This is a genomic window from Tenacibaculum pelagium (assembly GCF_014062345.1).
Classification (GTDB): Bacteria; Bacteroidota; Bacteroidia; order Flavobacteriales; family Flavobacteriaceae; genus Polaribacter; species Polaribacter pelagius.
In genome coordinates this window covers 83363-98216 of record NZ_JACGLS010000007.1, presented here as the reverse complement: position 1 = coordinate 98216, position 14854 = coordinate 83363, and the positions used below count along the sequence as shown (strand labels likewise).

The 14854-nt window shown below is 30.9% G+C and carries 17 protein-coding genes; 7 read left to right on the top strand and 10 right to left on the bottom strand.

Annotated features, from left to right (window positions below):
- Window positions 1-1227, top strand: a 1227-nt coding sequence (locus H3Z83_RS12290; protein WP_182125793.1) for a T9SS type A sorting domain-containing protein, incomplete at its 5' end; no start/stop codon positions are given.
- A gap of 84 nt (window positions 1228-1311) precedes the next feature.
- On the opposite strand, the gene H3Z83_RS12285 is transcribed toward H3Z83_RS12290, so the two are convergent.
- The 6 genes from H3Z83_RS12285 to mce all read right to left on the bottom strand — a co-directional run bounded on the left by H3Z83_RS12285 (window position 1312) and on the right by mce (window position 4968).
- Window positions 1312-1848 carry a hypothetical protein gene (locus tag H3Z83_RS12285; RefSeq protein ID WP_182125792.1) on the bottom strand — a complete coding sequence of 179 codons (537 nt, stop codon included), beginning with the start codon at window positions 1846-1848 and terminating at the stop codon, window positions 1312-1314.
- 34 nt (window positions 1849-1882) lie between these two features.
- Window positions 1883-2578, bottom strand: coding sequence for a tRNA pseudouridine(55) synthase TruB (truB, locus tag H3Z83_RS12280; RefSeq protein WP_182125791.1), 696 nt, complete (start codon window positions 2576-2578; stop codon window positions 1883-1885).
- A 1-nt stretch (window position 2579) separates the two neighbouring features.
- The gene (locus H3Z83_RS12275; protein WP_182125790.1) at window positions 2580-3374 is read right to left on the bottom strand and encodes an undecaprenyl-diphosphate phosphatase; all 795 of its coding nucleotides are present in this window, start codon (window positions 3372-3374) and stop codon (window positions 2580-2582) included.
- Window positions 3375-3376: 2 nt separating this feature from the next.
- The gene (locus H3Z83_RS12270; RefSeq protein ID WP_182125789.1) at window positions 3377-3619 is read right to left on the bottom strand and encodes a DUF3098 domain-containing protein; all 243 of its coding nucleotides are present in this window, start codon (window positions 3617-3619) and stop codon (window positions 3377-3379) included.
- A gap of 6 nt (window positions 3620-3625) precedes the next feature.
- Window positions 3626-4504, bottom strand: a complete 879-nt coding sequence (locus H3Z83_RS12265) for a cell division protein FtsX (RefSeq protein WP_182125788.1) — start codon at window positions 4502-4504, stop codon at window positions 3626-3628.
- 62 nt (window positions 4505-4566) lie between these two features.
- On the bottom strand, window positions 4567-4968 hold the full coding sequence (mce, locus tag H3Z83_RS12260; RefSeq protein ID WP_182125787.1) for a methylmalonyl-CoA epimerase: 402 nt from the start codon (window positions 4966-4968) through the stop codon (window positions 4567-4569).
- A 234-nt stretch (window positions 4969-5202) separates the two neighbouring features.
- On the opposite strand from mce, the gene H3Z83_RS12255 reads away from it, so the two are divergent.
- The 5 genes from H3Z83_RS12255 (at window position 5203) to H3Z83_RS12235 (ending at window position 9591) form a co-directional block, all read left to right on the top strand.
- Complete coding sequence (locus H3Z83_RS12255) at window positions 5203-5886, top strand: hypothetical protein (protein WP_182125786.1); 684 nt, start codon at window positions 5203-5205, stop codon at window positions 5884-5886.
- A 599-nt stretch (window positions 5887-6485) separates the two neighbouring features.
- Window positions 6486-7235 carry a sensor histidine kinase gene (locus H3Z83_RS12250; RefSeq protein WP_182125785.1) on the top strand — a complete coding sequence of 250 codons (750 nt, stop codon included), beginning with the start codon at window positions 6486-6488 and terminating at the stop codon, window positions 7233-7235.
- A 51-nt stretch (window positions 7236-7286) separates the two neighbouring features.
- Window positions 7287-7934, top strand: coding sequence for a response regulator transcription factor (locus tag H3Z83_RS12245; protein WP_182125798.1), 648 nt, complete (start codon window positions 7287-7289; stop codon window positions 7932-7934).
- A gap of 21 nt (window positions 7935-7955) precedes the next feature.
- Entirely contained in the window at window positions 7956-8351 is a 396-nt protein-coding gene (gene rbfA, locus H3Z83_RS12240; RefSeq protein WP_182125784.1) for a 30S ribosome-binding factor RbfA, read from the top strand.
- A gap of 37 nt (window positions 8352-8388) precedes the next feature.
- Complete coding sequence (locus tag H3Z83_RS12235; protein ID WP_182125783.1) at window positions 8389-9591, top strand: ABC transporter permease; 1203 nt, start codon at window positions 8389-8391, stop codon at window positions 9589-9591.
- A gap of 2 nt (window positions 9592-9593) precedes the next feature.
- On the opposite strand, the gene dusB is transcribed toward H3Z83_RS12235, so the two are convergent.
- A complete protein-coding gene (dusB, locus tag H3Z83_RS12230) occupies window positions 9594-10595 on the bottom strand; it encodes a tRNA dihydrouridine synthase DusB (RefSeq protein ID WP_182125782.1) in 1002 nt (333 codons plus the stop codon).
- Window positions 10596-10697: 102 nt separating this feature from the next.
- Between dusB and lepA the strand changes: the two genes are divergently transcribed.
- Window positions 10698-12494, top strand: a complete 1797-nt coding sequence (gene lepA, locus H3Z83_RS12225) for a translation elongation factor 4 (protein WP_182125781.1) — start codon at window positions 10698-10700, stop codon at window positions 12492-12494.
- 38 nt (window positions 12495-12532) lie between these two features.
- Here the strand turns inward: lepA and H3Z83_RS12220 are convergent, their stop codons facing one another.
- Genes H3Z83_RS12220 through H3Z83_RS12210 form a run of 3 tightly spaced genes read right to left on the bottom strand, consistent with a single transcriptional unit; the run spans window position 12533 to window position 14850 of the window.
- On the bottom strand, window positions 12533-13297 hold the full coding sequence (locus tag H3Z83_RS12220) for a LytR/AlgR family response regulator transcription factor (protein ID WP_182125780.1): 765 nt from the start codon (window positions 13295-13297) through the stop codon (window positions 12533-12535).
- 10 nt (window positions 13298-13307) lie between these two features.
- A complete protein-coding gene (locus tag H3Z83_RS12215) occupies window positions 13308-14306 on the bottom strand; it encodes a sensor histidine kinase (protein ID WP_182125779.1) in 999 nt (332 codons plus the stop codon).
- Window positions 14290-14850, bottom strand: a complete 561-nt coding sequence (locus tag H3Z83_RS12210) for a hypothetical protein (protein WP_182125778.1) — start codon at window positions 14848-14850, stop codon at window positions 14290-14292. The genes H3Z83_RS12215 and H3Z83_RS12210 overlap by 17 nt, the downstream gene beginning before the upstream one ends.
- Between the last annotated feature and the right edge of the window lie 4 nt (window positions 14851-14854).

Here is a 14854-nt window from a genome sequence, read left to right as displayed (position 1 = left end):
ACTACAGCAGGCGGAACAATAAGCTTCGATCCATTAACAGGAGAGATGAGTTATACACCGTTAGCAGGTGAAGAGGGAACTACGGTAACGGTAGAATATCAAGTGTGTAATACAGCGGTATCACCAGCAGTATGTGCTACATCAATAGTAACAATTACAGTTCAGGTAGATACAGATGGCGATAGAATTATAGATACTGATGATTTAGATGATGATAATGATGGTATTCCAGATTCAGCTGAAGGTACAGGTGATACAGATGGTGATGGCATTCTAGACAGTTTAGATTTAGATTCAGACAACGATGGTATTTTAGATGTAGATGAAGGAGGGAATGGAGATTTAGATACTAACGGAGATGGAGTAATCGATTCAAATGATTCAGGATTCTCAGATTCAAATGGCGATGGTCAAGCAGATAGCTCAGTAGATACAAATGAAGAGCCAGATACTGATGGAGATGATGTACCAGATTATCAAGATTTAGATTCAGATAACGATGGAATGAATGATGTGATTGAAGGAGGTAATGCTGCTTCAGATGCAAATGGAGATGGTGTAATAGATTCAAACGATACAAACGGAGGAGATAATGATGGTGATGGTATATCTGATAGTGTTGATGTAGATGATAATAACTTTGGTGAAGGAAACGGAGGCGAAGTAAATACTGTAGATACAGACGGAGATGGCGTATCAGATTATCAAGATTTAGATAGTGATGATGATGGAGTAAATGATGTAGAAGAAGGAGGTAATAGCGATACTGATGGCGATGGTCAAGTAGACAATTCACAAGCAGATACAGATGGTGATGGTATTGCCGATAGTGTTGATGGATTAGATGGTCATGGAGATGCAAACGATCCAGATAATGATTCAGATCCAACCGATCCAGATAGTGGAGGAAACGGAGTAGTAGGAGATAGCGGAGCCGATACAGACGGTGACGGTATTCCAGATAGTGTTGATGGATTGGATGGATTTGGAGATTTAATTAGTAAAGGAAATAAAAACAGTATAAATGGTTATCCGAACCCAGCAGTTAAGGAAATAAAATTACCTGCAAAATTTGAGGGAAAAGAGTTTAAAATATTAAACACACTAGGGAGTGTTGTTGATGAGGGAAAAGTATCTAATTTCCAAATTAGTATTAAAAAATTAGGGAAAGGAGTATATTTCTTAAAGATAAAAGAATATAAACCATTCAAGTTTATTAAGAGTTGATAAAAGAAAAAATCTCTTAATAAATTTATTAAGAGATATAAATTTGTAATGATCTTTGAAAAATAAGATTATATTCTTTCATTTTTAAAAAAAGCTAAACCCTATTCCTAGCGATACGCTATCTAAATTACCATTTTTAAAATCATTAATTTTTTTTCGATGAAAGTCTAAATGGATAACAGCATGCCATCTGCCAGAGCCTTCTATTTGTGCTCCAACACCAAAGGCATAATACCTTCCGTTTTCGTATTTGTTGGAAGGTCTCCATAAGTTACCGTAGCTTACCTGTGTGAAAAAGGTATCATAGCCATCCTCAGAAATGTTATAGCGTAAAGTACCAAACATTGGTATCGCATTTATATCAAACTTAGTGTGATGATCGTATCCTAAGTTTACAATTCCTGCCCATTTTTTATCAAACTGATAGCCGAAACCGAAACGAGTCATCAGCGCAGAAAACTCTAAAAGTTCTTCATCGTCATCAGGTTCAAACAAAACATAATTGTCGTTTAAAGCAAAAGTGAAATTTAAAGCTCCAGTGAAAAAAGGACTTTTTTCTTGGGCGTTAGCTGTTAAGTTAGCAAGTAATATTACTGCTATTAATAGTAGTAGTTTTTTCATAGTGGCAAATAATTTTAGCACATTAAGGCAAAAACTATTCCACTTCTAAAGATTTTATAAATTCATCAACGTTTAATGCGTTGTCTACTGAATAATCACCAATTTTTGTTCTTCTTAAAACAGATAAATGTGCTCCAGAGTTTAAAGCTTCACCATAATCGTTTGCTATAGAACGGATGTAAGTTCCTTTACTACAAACAATTCTAAAGTCTACTTTTGGTAAATCAATTTTAGTGATTTCGAAAGTATTTACTTCTACTTCACGAGCTTTAATTTCGGTAGTTTCACCTTTTCGTGCTAATTCGTAAAGACGTTTTCCATCTTTTTTAATTGCAGAAAAAATAGGTGGTTTTTGCTGAATCTTACCAGTAAACTGTTCAGTTGTTTTATGTAATAATTCTTCCGTAATATGTTCGGTAGGAAAAATTTCGTTTATTTCAGTTTCTAGGTCATAACTAGGTGTTGTTGCACCTAATACAAATGTACCTGTATATTCTTTAATTTGACCTTGATACTCGTTAATGTTTTTGGTTTGTTTACCTGTGCAGATAATCAATAACCCAGTAGCTAACGGGTCTAATGTTCCCGCATGTCCTACTTTTATTTTTTTAATATCAAAACGTTTGCGAATGTGCCAACGTAGTTTGTTCACTACTTGAAAAGAAGTCCATTCTAAAGGTTTATCAATTAATAAAACTTGTCCGTTTTTGTAATCTTCAGCAGTTTTCATATTAGCTTAATAAAGAATATCCGATAGCAATTAAACCTACTACGGCGCAGTAAATAGAAAAATAAGATAATTTACTTTTTTTAACTAAAGCAATCATCCAGTTACAAGCCAATAAACCAGCAAGAAATGCAGCGATAAATCCAGCAGATATAGGTGCGATTTCTGATGATTGAAAGTTAATATCTCCGCTTAATAAATCTTTAGCTATTTTTCCAAAAATAAGAGGTACAACCATTAAAAATGAAAAGCGAGCAGCTTTAGTACGGTCAATACCTAATAAAACAGAAGTTGATATGGTTGCGCCCGATCTAGAAATACCTGGTAGCATTGCTATGGCTTGAGAAACACCAATAATTACTGAGTTTGAAAAAGAAACATCTTTAGTGGTATTTTTTGCTTTGTCGGCCAATAAAAGTAATACCGCTGTTACTAATAACATAGCACCAACAAAAAGTATTTTTCCGCCAAAAAAAGCTTCTAATTGCTCTTCAAAAAGTAATCCAACAATTACTGCAGGAATCATAGAAAGGATAATTTTTAAAGAAAATTTCATTTCTTCATTCCATTTAAATTGGAACAATCCTTTAAAAATTTCTGCTACTTCTTTTCTAAACACAACTAAGGTGCTTAATGCGGTAGCAAAGTGCAAAACAACAGTAAAAGTTAAACTTTCTTCAGGAACAGAAGTGTCGCCTAAAATAGCTTTTGCTAATTCTAAATGTCCACTAGATGATACAGGTAAAAATTCGGTAAGTCCTTGAATGATTCCAAGAATAATTGCTTCTAATAAATCCATGCTTATTTTTTAGGATTGGCAAAAATAGCATAAATTTCTATTCCTAAACCAATAATTACTAAGGTAGGGGCTAAACGAATTCTACGCCAGCTATATATTTCTGGATTAAATACATTTGGGTCGTCGCTACCGCCGCCTGCCATTAAAATAAAGCCTAAAGCGATTACAGCTAAACCTATTAGCATGATGATATAATTTCGTTTACCGAATAAGAATTCTTGTTTTGGTGAATTGTCTTTTTTCATAAAATCTTAGTAATACAAATCGTTAGTTTGTAAATTTAAAAAACGCTGAGTTGCAAAAAATGTGCTTATCCAAGTAATAAAAAAAGCAATAAATAAAACACCTCCAGCTACATATCCTAAAGTAATGTAATCGGTTAATAGCTCTAAAGTTGGAATGTATTCTGCTACATAATAAATTAAAATTGCCAATCCGCTTAAAGCTATAAAAGCTCCTAATAATCCTAGCTTTATACTTTGCCAAATAAAAGGACGACGGATAAAACTTTTGGTAGCACCAACCATTTGCATGGTTTTAATATTGAATCTTTTTGAATAGATTGATAATCGGATTGAGCTGTTAATTAAAATAATAGCAACTAAACCAAAGAAACCACTTAAAACTAACAACCAAAAACTGATTCGTTGAATGTTTTTGGTTAGTAATTCTACTAAAGGCTTGTCGTAATTTACTTCAACTACAAATTTATTTTTCTCAAAAGACTTTTCAATCTCAGCCATTTTTTCTGGCGTAACGTATTCTGCTTTTAAGTATACGTCTATTCCATTTTTTAATGGATTATCACCTAAAAACTTTAGAAAATCTTCTCCTAAATCTTTTTTGTAAGTTTTAGCCGCCTCGTCTTTAGTTATATATACAACTTTACTGGTGTATGTTTCTTTTTTAATAGCTTCTTTAAAACTTGCAGTTTGTTTATCGGTAACTTCATCTTTTAAAAACAATGTCATTACCACTTTTTCTTTAAAGTGATTGGCGACTTTTGTTGATTTTAATAAGATTAAGCCTAAAACACCAATCATAAATAACACCAAGGCAATACTTACTACAACAGAAACATATGAGGATTGTAAGCGTCGTTTTTGAAAAGAATCAAAAGAGGTTGTCATTATTTAATGTAGGTTTTTATGCTTGCAAGATACAAATATTTACTGTTTTGAAAACCGATGATTTATTCGATTTCTTGACATAATTCTATTAAAACTCCATTGGTAGTTTTTGGGTGTAAAAAAGCAACCAATTTATTGTCTGCGCCTTTTTTAGGTATTTTGTTTAATACAGTAAAACCTTCTTTTTGTAATCTTTTAATTTCTGATTTTATATCATCAACAGCAAAGGCAATATGATGTATGCCTTCTCCTTTTTTTTCGATAAACTTGGCGATTGGGCTTTCTGGCTTAGTAGCTTCTAATAGTTCAATTTTATTAGGCCCAGATTTAAAAAATGAAGTTTTTACACCTTCGCTAGCTACTTCTTCTATTTTATAATGTGGCTCTCCAAATAAAGAAGCGAAGAGTTGATTTGATTTTTCTAAGTTTTTAACTGCAATACCAATATGTTCTATTTTTTTCATGTGGTAAAAATAAGAAAAACTCTTTTTTCTTATTGAATTAAAAACAAGAGTAAATAACTTAATAAATAAAGAGTTTAATCATTCTAGTTGCTAGGGTGTTTTTCCTGTTTTGCTATTTTCTAATATTTAGATAAGTATTTGATTATTTAGTTTTTAATAATGTTTTTGCTTTTGAGTTTTTTAGATTAAATAATATACCGTTATATTTAAACATAAATTTAAAATTAATTTACAATGAAAAAAACTAACCTACTACAATTGTTAATCATTGTTTTTGCAATGAGTTTTATTACTTCATGTGAAAAGCATAAGTGTGATGATAAACAAGAAATTGACCCTGAGGATATTGATGGGTATTTTTGTTATCCAGCAGTAGATTCTAGACCAGATGTGTCACTAAATTATCCAGAAATTGTGACAATGCTTAGAGCTTACGATACGACAAGGATTGAACCTCTTGAAAAAGCTTTAGGTTATCCAGATAGTAGAATTAACACCTATAATTTCGACAGTTTTATTCAATACTTAAATTATGTTAAGAAGTTGAGTAAGAAAGCTGGAATTACAATATCAGGAATAAGCTTCATCTCTGCAGCTAAACTTGATTACAACGGAACAGGAAAGAGTTATCAAGATTTAATTTATATACCAACAACTACTATAAATGGTGAGCAAGTACAGTTTGATGCTGTGCAATCTGTTGAGCAAAATAGATTAGTCACTTTTAAAGAGGCTTTAGCTGAGAATGGTTACAATTGGATTTACAAGTCAAAAGAAGAATTTGAGGCAGGGAAAAGAGCGGATAATAATTATAGTATAAAAATTGTAAAGCAAAATAAAGCTGGGTTTATTAGTTTACCACCACCACCAGTAGATAGTGGGGCAGGAAATTTTGGTACTTTAACACCTCCTTTTTAAAATTATTTATTAATGTATTTTCAATACTCATTTATAGGGCTCCAACTACTAGCTTTTTTTATAGCTGTTTTTAGATTAAAAAAGTATAAGTCACAGTTTTTGTATCTGTTAACAGCTTTACTACTGGTAACTTCTATAAATGAGTTAATTGGTTTATATCATGTTTTTGTAAAAAAAACAGGAGGACAAATCTATCATTTAATTTATGCTTTTTTTCAATTCAATATAATAGCTATAATGTATTTTAAGTTAATGAAAGATAAGAAATCACAAAAAGTTATTTTATTCTTAATGGTTTTATTTATTGTTTTTTTTGGTACAGTATTTTTTAAAACCTCATCATTTATATATTTAATAATATTTGGAGCTTTAAATACAAGCCTATATGTTTTTTTGTATTTAAGGGAATTGTTGTTGTCAAATGAAGTGTTGAATTATAAAAGAATGCTTCCTTTCTGGGTTTCAGTTGGTTTTATAGCTTTTTACTTACCGTCAATTCCTTTTTTTTCACTGATTAAACATATGAAAGATAGAGGACTCTTTTTTATATTGTATATTCTTATTGCTCTAATGAATTTATTCATTATTTATGGTTTAATATGCAGCAAGAAGAGAATTTAATACTAATTGTTTCAACATTAGTAATCGTTTTAATTGTACTGTTTGTAATAGTTTTATTCACGGTTTTTCAACAACGTAAAAACAAATTATTGTTGAATCAAGTAGAAAGCAGAAAACGTTTTGAAAAAGAAATGGCTGAAACTCAAATAGAAATACGAGAAGAAACTTTAAGAAATATAAGTTGGGAGTTGCACGATAATATTGGGCAACTCTTAACTTTAGCTAAAATACAGATGCAGCATGCATCTCCTGAAAATATTGGAGAAATATCAGAAACTATAACAAAAAGCTTAAAAGAAATAAGGGCTTTATCTAAGATAATTAATCCAGATTTTATTAAGAATATAAAGCTGAAAGAAGCTGTTGAATTAGAGGTTGAACGTTTTAATCGATTAAATTATATAGATGCTAGCTTAACTATTTCAGGAAAAGAGCAAGAGATAAATCAAAAACATGGAATTGTAATTTTTAGAATGCTCCAAGAGTTTTTTTCTAATACAATTAAACATTCTAAAGGCTCTAAATTAGATGTTTTTATAAGCTACTCAGAAGATTCCATTGAAATTATAGCAAAGGATAACGGAGTTGGTTTTGAAATGAGAAAAATAAGGCTAAAAGGCATTGGTTTACAGAATATTAAAGCAAGAGCGAAATTGATAAATGCGAAAGCAAAACTAAAATCAGAACCAGAAAAGGGGACAAGTTTAATAATAAATTACTATATTTAGAGAACCTAGTGTACACACCCCCAACAGCAAAAAAACACCAAACCTACCCAGATTATGAAATACTCAGTTGTTGTTGTAGACGACCATACATTATTATCGCAGGCTATAGAAGGCATGGTAAATACTTTTGATAAGTTTAAAGTATTATATACATGCAAAAACGGTAAAGAAGTCGCCGAAAAATTTTCCGCTTCACCAAAAAATATTCCAGACATAGTTTTGGTAGATGTTAATATGCCAGTAATGAATGGTATTGAAACAACCGAATGGATTGTTGAACACCACCCGCACGTCCATGTGATGGCGCTATCTGTAGAAGATGCCGATGGCACTATTTTAAAAATGTTAAAAGCGGGCGCCGTTGGTTATTTACTTAAAGATACCAAAAAAGAAGTGCTAGAGAAAGCATTACTAGAAATGATGGATAATGGGTTTTATCATACAAGAAATGTAACAACCTTATTGCTTGATTCTGTTTCAGGAAAGAATGGGAAAAATAGTGTGACTTTTAAAGACAATGAAGTTACTTTTATGAAACTGGCGTGTTCAGAATTAACCTATAAAGAAATCGCAGATAAAATGTTTTTAAGCCCTAAAACTATTGATGGGTATCGCGATAGTTTATTCACAAAATTAAATGTTCGAAATCGTGTTGGTTTGGTAATGTATGCAATTAAAAATAAAATTTACACTCCGTAATTTTATCCCTAAATTTGCAGCATGGAAGAAACAAATAGACAACGAAAGATTGCAGGGGTATTGCAACAGGATTTGGTAGATGTATTACAGCGTGCTGCACAAGATGGAATGAAAGGGGTGATTATATCAGTATCTAAAGTTTCGGTTACTGCCGATTTAGGAGTAGCTAAAGTTTACTTAAGTGTTTTTCCATCAGAAAAAAGAACAGAAGTTTTAGAAGGAGTTATTTCTAATACACCTTTAATTCGTCATGAATTAGCAAAACGAACAAGAAATCAATTACGAAGAATGCCTGAATTATTGTTTTTTGGAGATGATAGTTTAGATTATATCGAAGAAATAGATAAGTCTTTAAAAGGAAAGGATGTCGATCCTATTAAAAATCCAAGTATTCTTCCACGTAGAAAAAAGATGTAACTATTAAATCGTTACATTAGTACTTTTTTGTTGATACTTGAACTTTTCATATTACATAGCTAAAAGATACTTGTTTTCTAAAACAGGAACCAATGCAATTAATGTTATTACGTTTATTGCAGTATTTGGTGTGCTAATTGGTGCGTTAGCGTTATTTATAATTTTATCTGGTTATTCAGGGTTAAAAGTATTTAATGATTCATTACTCGGTAATTCTGATCCAGATATTAAGATTAGTGTTGTAAAAGGGAAATCATTTCAATATACTGATACTATACACCAAAAATTGATTAATAGTAATGCAATATCTACAATATCAAAAGTAGTTGAAGAACGTGTTTTTTTGAGTTATAAGAATAAACAACACATTGCTTATATAAAAGGAGTAGATCAAAATTATAGTAAAATAATTCCAGCCGATTCAATTTTAACCGTTGGTACTTGGTTAGATCCTGAATTTAAAAACACTGCAGTTATAGGTTATGGAGTATCATATAAGCTCTCGTTGGGAGTTATGAATTTCGGAGAACCTTTACAGATTATGGTGCCTAAACCAGGAAAAGGTTTTGTAAATCCGAATAATGCATTTCGTTCTATAGCAGTTCAAATTATCGGAGTGTACACAGGGGCTGAAGATTTTCAGAATAAATATGTATTTACCGATCTTTATTTAGCACAAGATTTATTAAAGTACAAAGAGAATCAAATTTCTGGAATAGAAATAAAATTAAAAGAAGGAATAGATTCTGATAACTTTCAAAATATTTTACAGGAAAAATTAGGAAGTAAATATAGAGTGCAAACCAGAGGGCAATTAAATTCGTTATATTATAAGGTGCTTAAAACAGAAGGTTTTATAACATATTTAATATTTACTTTAATAGTAGCAATAGCATTATTTAACGTAATAGGCTCAATAATTATGATGATTATAGATAAACGCAATAACTTAAAAACCTTATTTAATTTAGGAACAAGCGTTAGTGATATAAAGAAGATATTTGTACTTCAAGGTTTTTTACTAACCTTGGTAGGGATGAGTGTTGGCTTGCTAATAGGAATTATTTTGGTGTTAGTCCAACAACGTTTTGGGTTGTTTATGATTACACAAAACCTGCCCTATCCAGTTGAATTTAGGTGGTCAAATTTATTAATAGTAACACTTACAATTTCGGTACTAGGTTATATAGCAGCTAAAATTGCAAGTAGTAGAATTTCAAAAGATTTTATAGAAAAATAAACTTATCCTATTTCAGGAATAGTAGCATTACCAAACTTTCTTTCAACTTCATCAAAAGCAGCAAAAACATCTTTTGCGTCATCTGAAGTAACCATTTTCATTCTGTGTTCCTTAAAATGTGGTATCCCTTTAAAATAATTGGTATAATGTCTTCTAGTTTCATAAACCCCTAAAATAGGTCCTTTCCAATCGATAGACATCTGTAAGTGTCTACGTGCCATTTCAACTCTTTCTGCAATAGTTGGTTTCGCTAAATATTCTCCTGTTTTGAAATAATGTTTTATTTCATTAAAAAACCAAGGGTAACCGATAGAAGCTCTACCAATCATACAACCATCTAATCCGTATACATCACGCATTTCCATTGCTTTTTCAGGAGAAGTAACATCGCCATTTCCAAAAACAGGAATGTGCATTCTTGGATTGTTTTTTACTTCTGCAATAGGCTTCCAATCAGCTTCTCCTTTATACATTTGTGCACGTGTACGACCGTGTATTGAAATTGCTTTACAGCCAACATCTTGTAGTCGTTCAGCAACTTCCACAATACGAATAGAATCATGATCCCAACCTAAACGAGTTTTTACAGTAATAGGTAGATTGGTGTGTTTTACCATTTCTTTGGTAAGCTTCACCATTAAATCAATATCTTTTAAAATACCAGCACCAGCACCTTTAGAAACTACTTTTTTAACAGGGCAGCCAAAGTTGATGTCAATAATATCAGGATTCGATTTTTCAACAATCTCTACGGTTTTTAACATAGAATCTAAATTCGCTCCGAAAATCTGAATTCCAACAGGGCGTTCTTTTTCATAAATATCTAATTTCATAACGCTTTTTGCCGCATCACGAATTAAGCCTTCCGAAGAAATAAATTCAGTATAAACTACATCAGCACCGTTCTCTTTACATAAAGCTCTAAACGGTGGATCACTTACATCTTCCATCGGTGCTAATAATAGCGGAAAATCCGGAAGTTCTATGTTGCCAATTTTTACCATGCTGCAAAGTTACTTTTTATTTTTTATTGAATAAATTTTTAATTGTACAACGTTTTTCAATAAAGTATCTTTGTCGGTCATAAGAGGTTAGAAATACGACGAATGAAGAATATTAGAAATTTTTGCATCATTGCACATATTGATCACGGTAAGAGTACTCTTGCTGATAGATTATTAGATTATACAGGATCGGTTACAGAGCGGGAAAAGCAAAATCAGCTTTTAGATAATATGGACTTAGAGCGTGAGCGTGGTATTACCATTAAGTCGCACGCTATTCAAATGGATTTTGAATTAAATGGAGAGCAGTATATTCTTAATTTAATTGATACTCCAGGTCACGTAGATTTTTCTTACGAGGTTTCTCGTTCTATTGCTGCTTGTGAAGGAGCTTTGTTAATTGTTGATGCTGCGCAAAGTATTCAAGCGCAAACAATTTCTAACTTATATTTAGCATTAGAGAACGATTTAGAGATCATTCCAGTTTTAAATAAAGTTGATTTACCATCGGCAAATCCAGAAGAAGTAACAGATGATATTGTTGATTTGTTAGGATGTGATCCTGAAGAAGTGATTCATGCAAGTGGTAAAACAGGTTTTGGGGTTGATAATATTTTACAAGCTATTATTGATAAAATTCCGGCACCAAGCGGAAATCCCGAAGCTCCACTAAAAGCCTTAATTTTTGATTCAGTATATAACTCTTATAGAGGGATTGAGACTTATTTTAGAGTAATCGACGGTTCAATTAAAAAGAATCAACGAATCAAGTTTATGGCTACTGGTAAGGAGTATGCAGCTGATGAGGTTGGTACTTTAAAACTAGAACAAGTAGTTAAAAAAGAGGTTAAAACAGGTGATGTAGGTTATTTAATTACTGGTATTAAAGCAGCAAAAGAAGTAAAGGTTGGAGATACAATTACAGATTTTGTAAACCCAACTACCGATAGTATTGATGGTTTCGAAGATGTAAAACCAATGGTTTTTGCTGGGATTTACCCGGTTGATACTGAAGATTACGAAGAACTTCGTAACTCAATGGAAAAGTTACAGTTAAATGATGCTTCATTAGTATTTCAGCCAGAAAGTTCAGCGGCTTTAGGTTTTGGTTTTCGTTGTGGATTCTTAGGAATGTTACACATGGAAATTATTCAAGAGCGTTTAGAGCGTGAGTTTAATATGACGGTGATTACTACAGTTCCTAACGTGTCGTATCACGCATTTACAAATAAAGAGCCAGATGAGGTTTTAATTGTAAATAATCCATCAGATTTGCCAGAGCCTTCTAAATTAAATAGAGTAGAAGAACCATTTATAAAAGCATCTATTGTTACAAAATCTGATTTTGTAGGACAGGTAATGAGTTTATGTATTGAAAAACGTGGGCAAATTATTAATCAAACCTACTTAACAACACAGCGTGTTGAGTTAATCTTTGAAATGCCTTTAGCAGAAATTGTATTCGATTTTTATGATCGTTTAAAAACAGTTTCTAAAGGGTATGCTTCATTTGATTATGCACCTATAGGAATGAAAGAATCTAAATTAGTTAGAGTTGATATTCTATTGAACGGTGATTCTGTAGATGCACTTTCTGCATTATTACATGCCGATAATGCCTACACAATAGGTAAGAAGATAGTTGAGAAGCTAAAAACTTTAATTCCACGCCAACAATTTGATATTCCTATTCAAGCAGCTATTGGAGCAAAAATTATTGCTAGAGAAACTACGAAAGCTTTACGTAAAGATGTAACAGCAAAATGTTATGGTGGAGATATTTCTCGTAAGCGTAAATTATTAGAAAAACAAAAGAAAGGGAAGAAACGTATGCGTCAGGTTGGTAATGTTGAAATTCCACAAGAGGCGTTTATGGCGGTTCTTAAATTAAATGATTAAATTATAAAAAAAACCTTCAGAATATTCTGAAGGTTTTTTTATTGTTCTAACCATTTTCTAAAATCGGAAGTAGAAGAAGAGCTAGTCATAGGTTTTTCTTTAACACCTTTCATAGAGATTAAAAGTCTGTTTTTAAAATGACTCTCGATATTTTCGATATAATCTATACAAACAATTTCACTTCGATTAATTTTAAAAAATTTAGTAGGGTTTAATTGCTGTAAGATGCTTCCTAAAGTTTGAGAAATAGTATGCTTTTTACCAGAATTGTCTGTTGCAATACAAAAATCTCCTGAAGCTTCAATTAAACTAATATCAACAACATTTAAAAGTTGAATTCCTTTAGTTTTTTTTATTACAAATCGTTTTTTGTATGAAGTGTTTTCTTCTTGTAAAGCAGATTTTAAATTAGATAAAGTGTCGGAATTTAGTTTGTTGTAATTTCCTTGGTTGAATAGCGATTGATACTTTTCAATAGCTTTGTTAAAGTCAGATTTCGAATAAGGTTTTAAGATATATGCAATTCCGTTTGTGTTAAATGCTTTGAATAAATATTCGTCGTGTGCAGAACAAAAAATAATAGGACAATCGATGTTTATTTCATCAAATAAATCAAATGATATTCCATCAAGTAACTGGATGTCCGATAAAATAAAATCGTATTTATTTTTTAGTAGAAACTCTTTTCCATCAGTATTAGAACGCGCAATGTCATGCGTAAAATCTTCACCAAAAGAATTGGTTAAATAGTTTATCAATTTTTGATAAGCTGGTATTTCGTCTTCTAGAATTAAGATATTCATAATGCTATTTTTATTCACTTAATTTAATGATTGGAATAGATACAGTAAAACTATTGCTTGAGCCTTTAATCTCTACTTTTTTGTCTGATAATAACTCGTAACGAGTTTGTAAATTTTGCAATCCAGTTCCTAAGCTTTCTTTATTAGGATTGTAAGATATAGTATTGTTTACAGTTAACCAATCATCAGAAATACTGATTTTAGTTTGTATTGATTTACCATTCGCTTTGTTATGTTTTACCACATTTTCTAATAATGCTTGTAAAGCACCAGTTGGAATAAACTTATCCGTAATTTGTACATTTTTATCAATGGTAAATTCATAATCATTTCCAAAACGAGTTTCAATTAAGAAAATATAGTTTTCTGCAAACTGAATTTCTTTGTAGAGTTCCATTACTTCAGCATCTTTTGTCTGAATTAAATAACGATAAATTAACGATAATCGGTTAATGTATTCCTTTGCTTTTTCAGAATCAGAATCTATTAAACTATCTAATGTATTTAGATTATTGAATAAAAAATGAGGGTCTATTTGAGAGCGTAATAATTTTAACTCGTTTTCCTTTTGTTGTTTTTCTATTTTTAAATACTGTGTTTGTCCTTCATAAAATTTTTTGGTTAATAAAAGAGCAAAAGGAAAAGCAGTGGAATAGGTCGACCTATCTATCATTTTAAAAAAGAAATCAACTGGTTTCGGAAATTTAGACCAATCATTATTTCCAGACCAATAACCAATAACATAATCTATACCTGCAAAAAATACTAAAATAAAAACCCCAATAATTGTAAATAATAAATATTGTTTTTTTATCATAAATTTTGGAATCAACCAAAAAATAAATAGGAATACGATAGAGCCAATCATGAATATTTCTATAGGAAAATCAATGAAATATTCACGTATTAAAGCATTTCTATTATAATAATCTCTTCCTTGCATTATAAAAGAGATTATAAAATAAATAGTTAATAATATTATGTCAGATTTATTAAGTTTGGTGTTCATTGCTTGTTTTATGATTAAAAAAGATTAATCCGTAACCAATAGCAGTAATTAAATATGCATAAATTAATCTTGATGGAATAAATCTAATAAAAAAGACTATTAATGTTGCGAGTATTATTAATAAAACACCAACTTTATTTTGTTTAAAATAGTTTAAGGCTAATAAAAATAATCCGACATTTAAAAAGTTGGGTCCAGTTGTAATAAAAGGTTTCCAAATTGAAGGGACTTTTGAAATTTGACCTGCAAATTGATTTCTAATTTCTTGTGTTGGCTGACTCCACCAGATAAAATCTAAAACACACATTCCTATAATACAAGTGATTCCTATCATAATAAAAGGTACTCCTATATAAGTAAATATACTTTTTCTAAAATAACCAATTTGTGGTATTAATAACACAACTCCTGTAAGTAAAGACCAGTGCGCAAAATCTATAGGTTTTAAAGCATAAACAAAATCATTTCCTTTAGATAGCAATATTTGCCCGATTGATTCAAATAATAGGCCTATAACAAAAAGTATTTGATAGTATGTTTTCATAATA

Excerpts from the sequence above, each read along its gene's own strand:
- H3Z83_RS12220 (WP_182125780.1), bottom strand. The coding sequence starts at position 13,297 with ATGAATATCTTAATTCTAGAAGACGAAATACCAGCTTATCAAAAATTG.
- H3Z83_RS12285 (WP_182125792.1), bottom strand. The coding sequence starts at position 1,848 with ATGAAAAAACTACTACTATTAATAGCAGTAATATTACTTGCTAACTTA.
- dusB (WP_182125782.1), bottom strand. The coding sequence starts at position 10,595 with ATGGTAAAAATTGGCAACATAGAACTTCCGGATTTTCCGCTATTATTA.
- H3Z83_RS12265 (WP_182125788.1), bottom strand. The coding sequence starts at position 4,504 with ATGACAACCTCTTTTGATTCTTTTCAAAAACGACGCTTACAATCCTCA.
- H3Z83_RS12215 (WP_182125779.1), bottom strand. The coding sequence starts at position 14,306 with ATGAACACCAAACTTAATAAATCTGACATAATATTATTAACTATTTAT.
- mce (WP_182125787.1), bottom strand. The coding sequence starts at position 4,968 with ATGAAAAAAATAGAACATATTGGTATTGCAGTTAAAAACTTAGAAAAA.
- lepA (WP_182125781.1), top strand. The coding sequence starts at position 10,698 with ATGAAGAATATTAGAAATTTTTGCATCATTGCACATATTGATCACGGT.
- H3Z83_RS12275 (WP_182125790.1), bottom strand. The coding sequence starts at position 3,374 with ATGGATTTATTAGAAGCAATTATTCTTGGAATCATTCAAGGACTTACC.
- H3Z83_RS12250 (WP_182125785.1), top strand. The coding sequence starts at position 6,486 with ATGCAGCAAGAAGAGAATTTAATACTAATTGTTTCAACATTAGTAATC.
- H3Z83_RS12210 (WP_182125778.1), bottom strand. The coding sequence starts at position 14,850 with ATGAAAACATACTATCAAATACTTTTTGTTATAGGCCTATTATTTGAA.
- H3Z83_RS12255 (WP_182125786.1), top strand. The coding sequence starts at position 5,203 with ATGAAAAAAACTAACCTACTACAATTGTTAATCATTGTTTTTGCAATG.
- H3Z83_RS12270 (WP_182125789.1), bottom strand. The coding sequence starts at position 3,619 with ATGAAAAAAGACAATTCACCAAAACAAGAATTCTTATTCGGTAAACGA.
- rbfA (WP_182125784.1), top strand. The coding sequence starts at position 7,956 with ATGGAAGAAACAAATAGACAACGAAAGATTGCAGGGGTATTGCAACAG.
- truB (WP_182125791.1), bottom strand. The coding sequence starts at position 2,578 with ATGAAAACTGCTGAAGATTACAAAAACGGACAAGTTTTATTAATTGAT.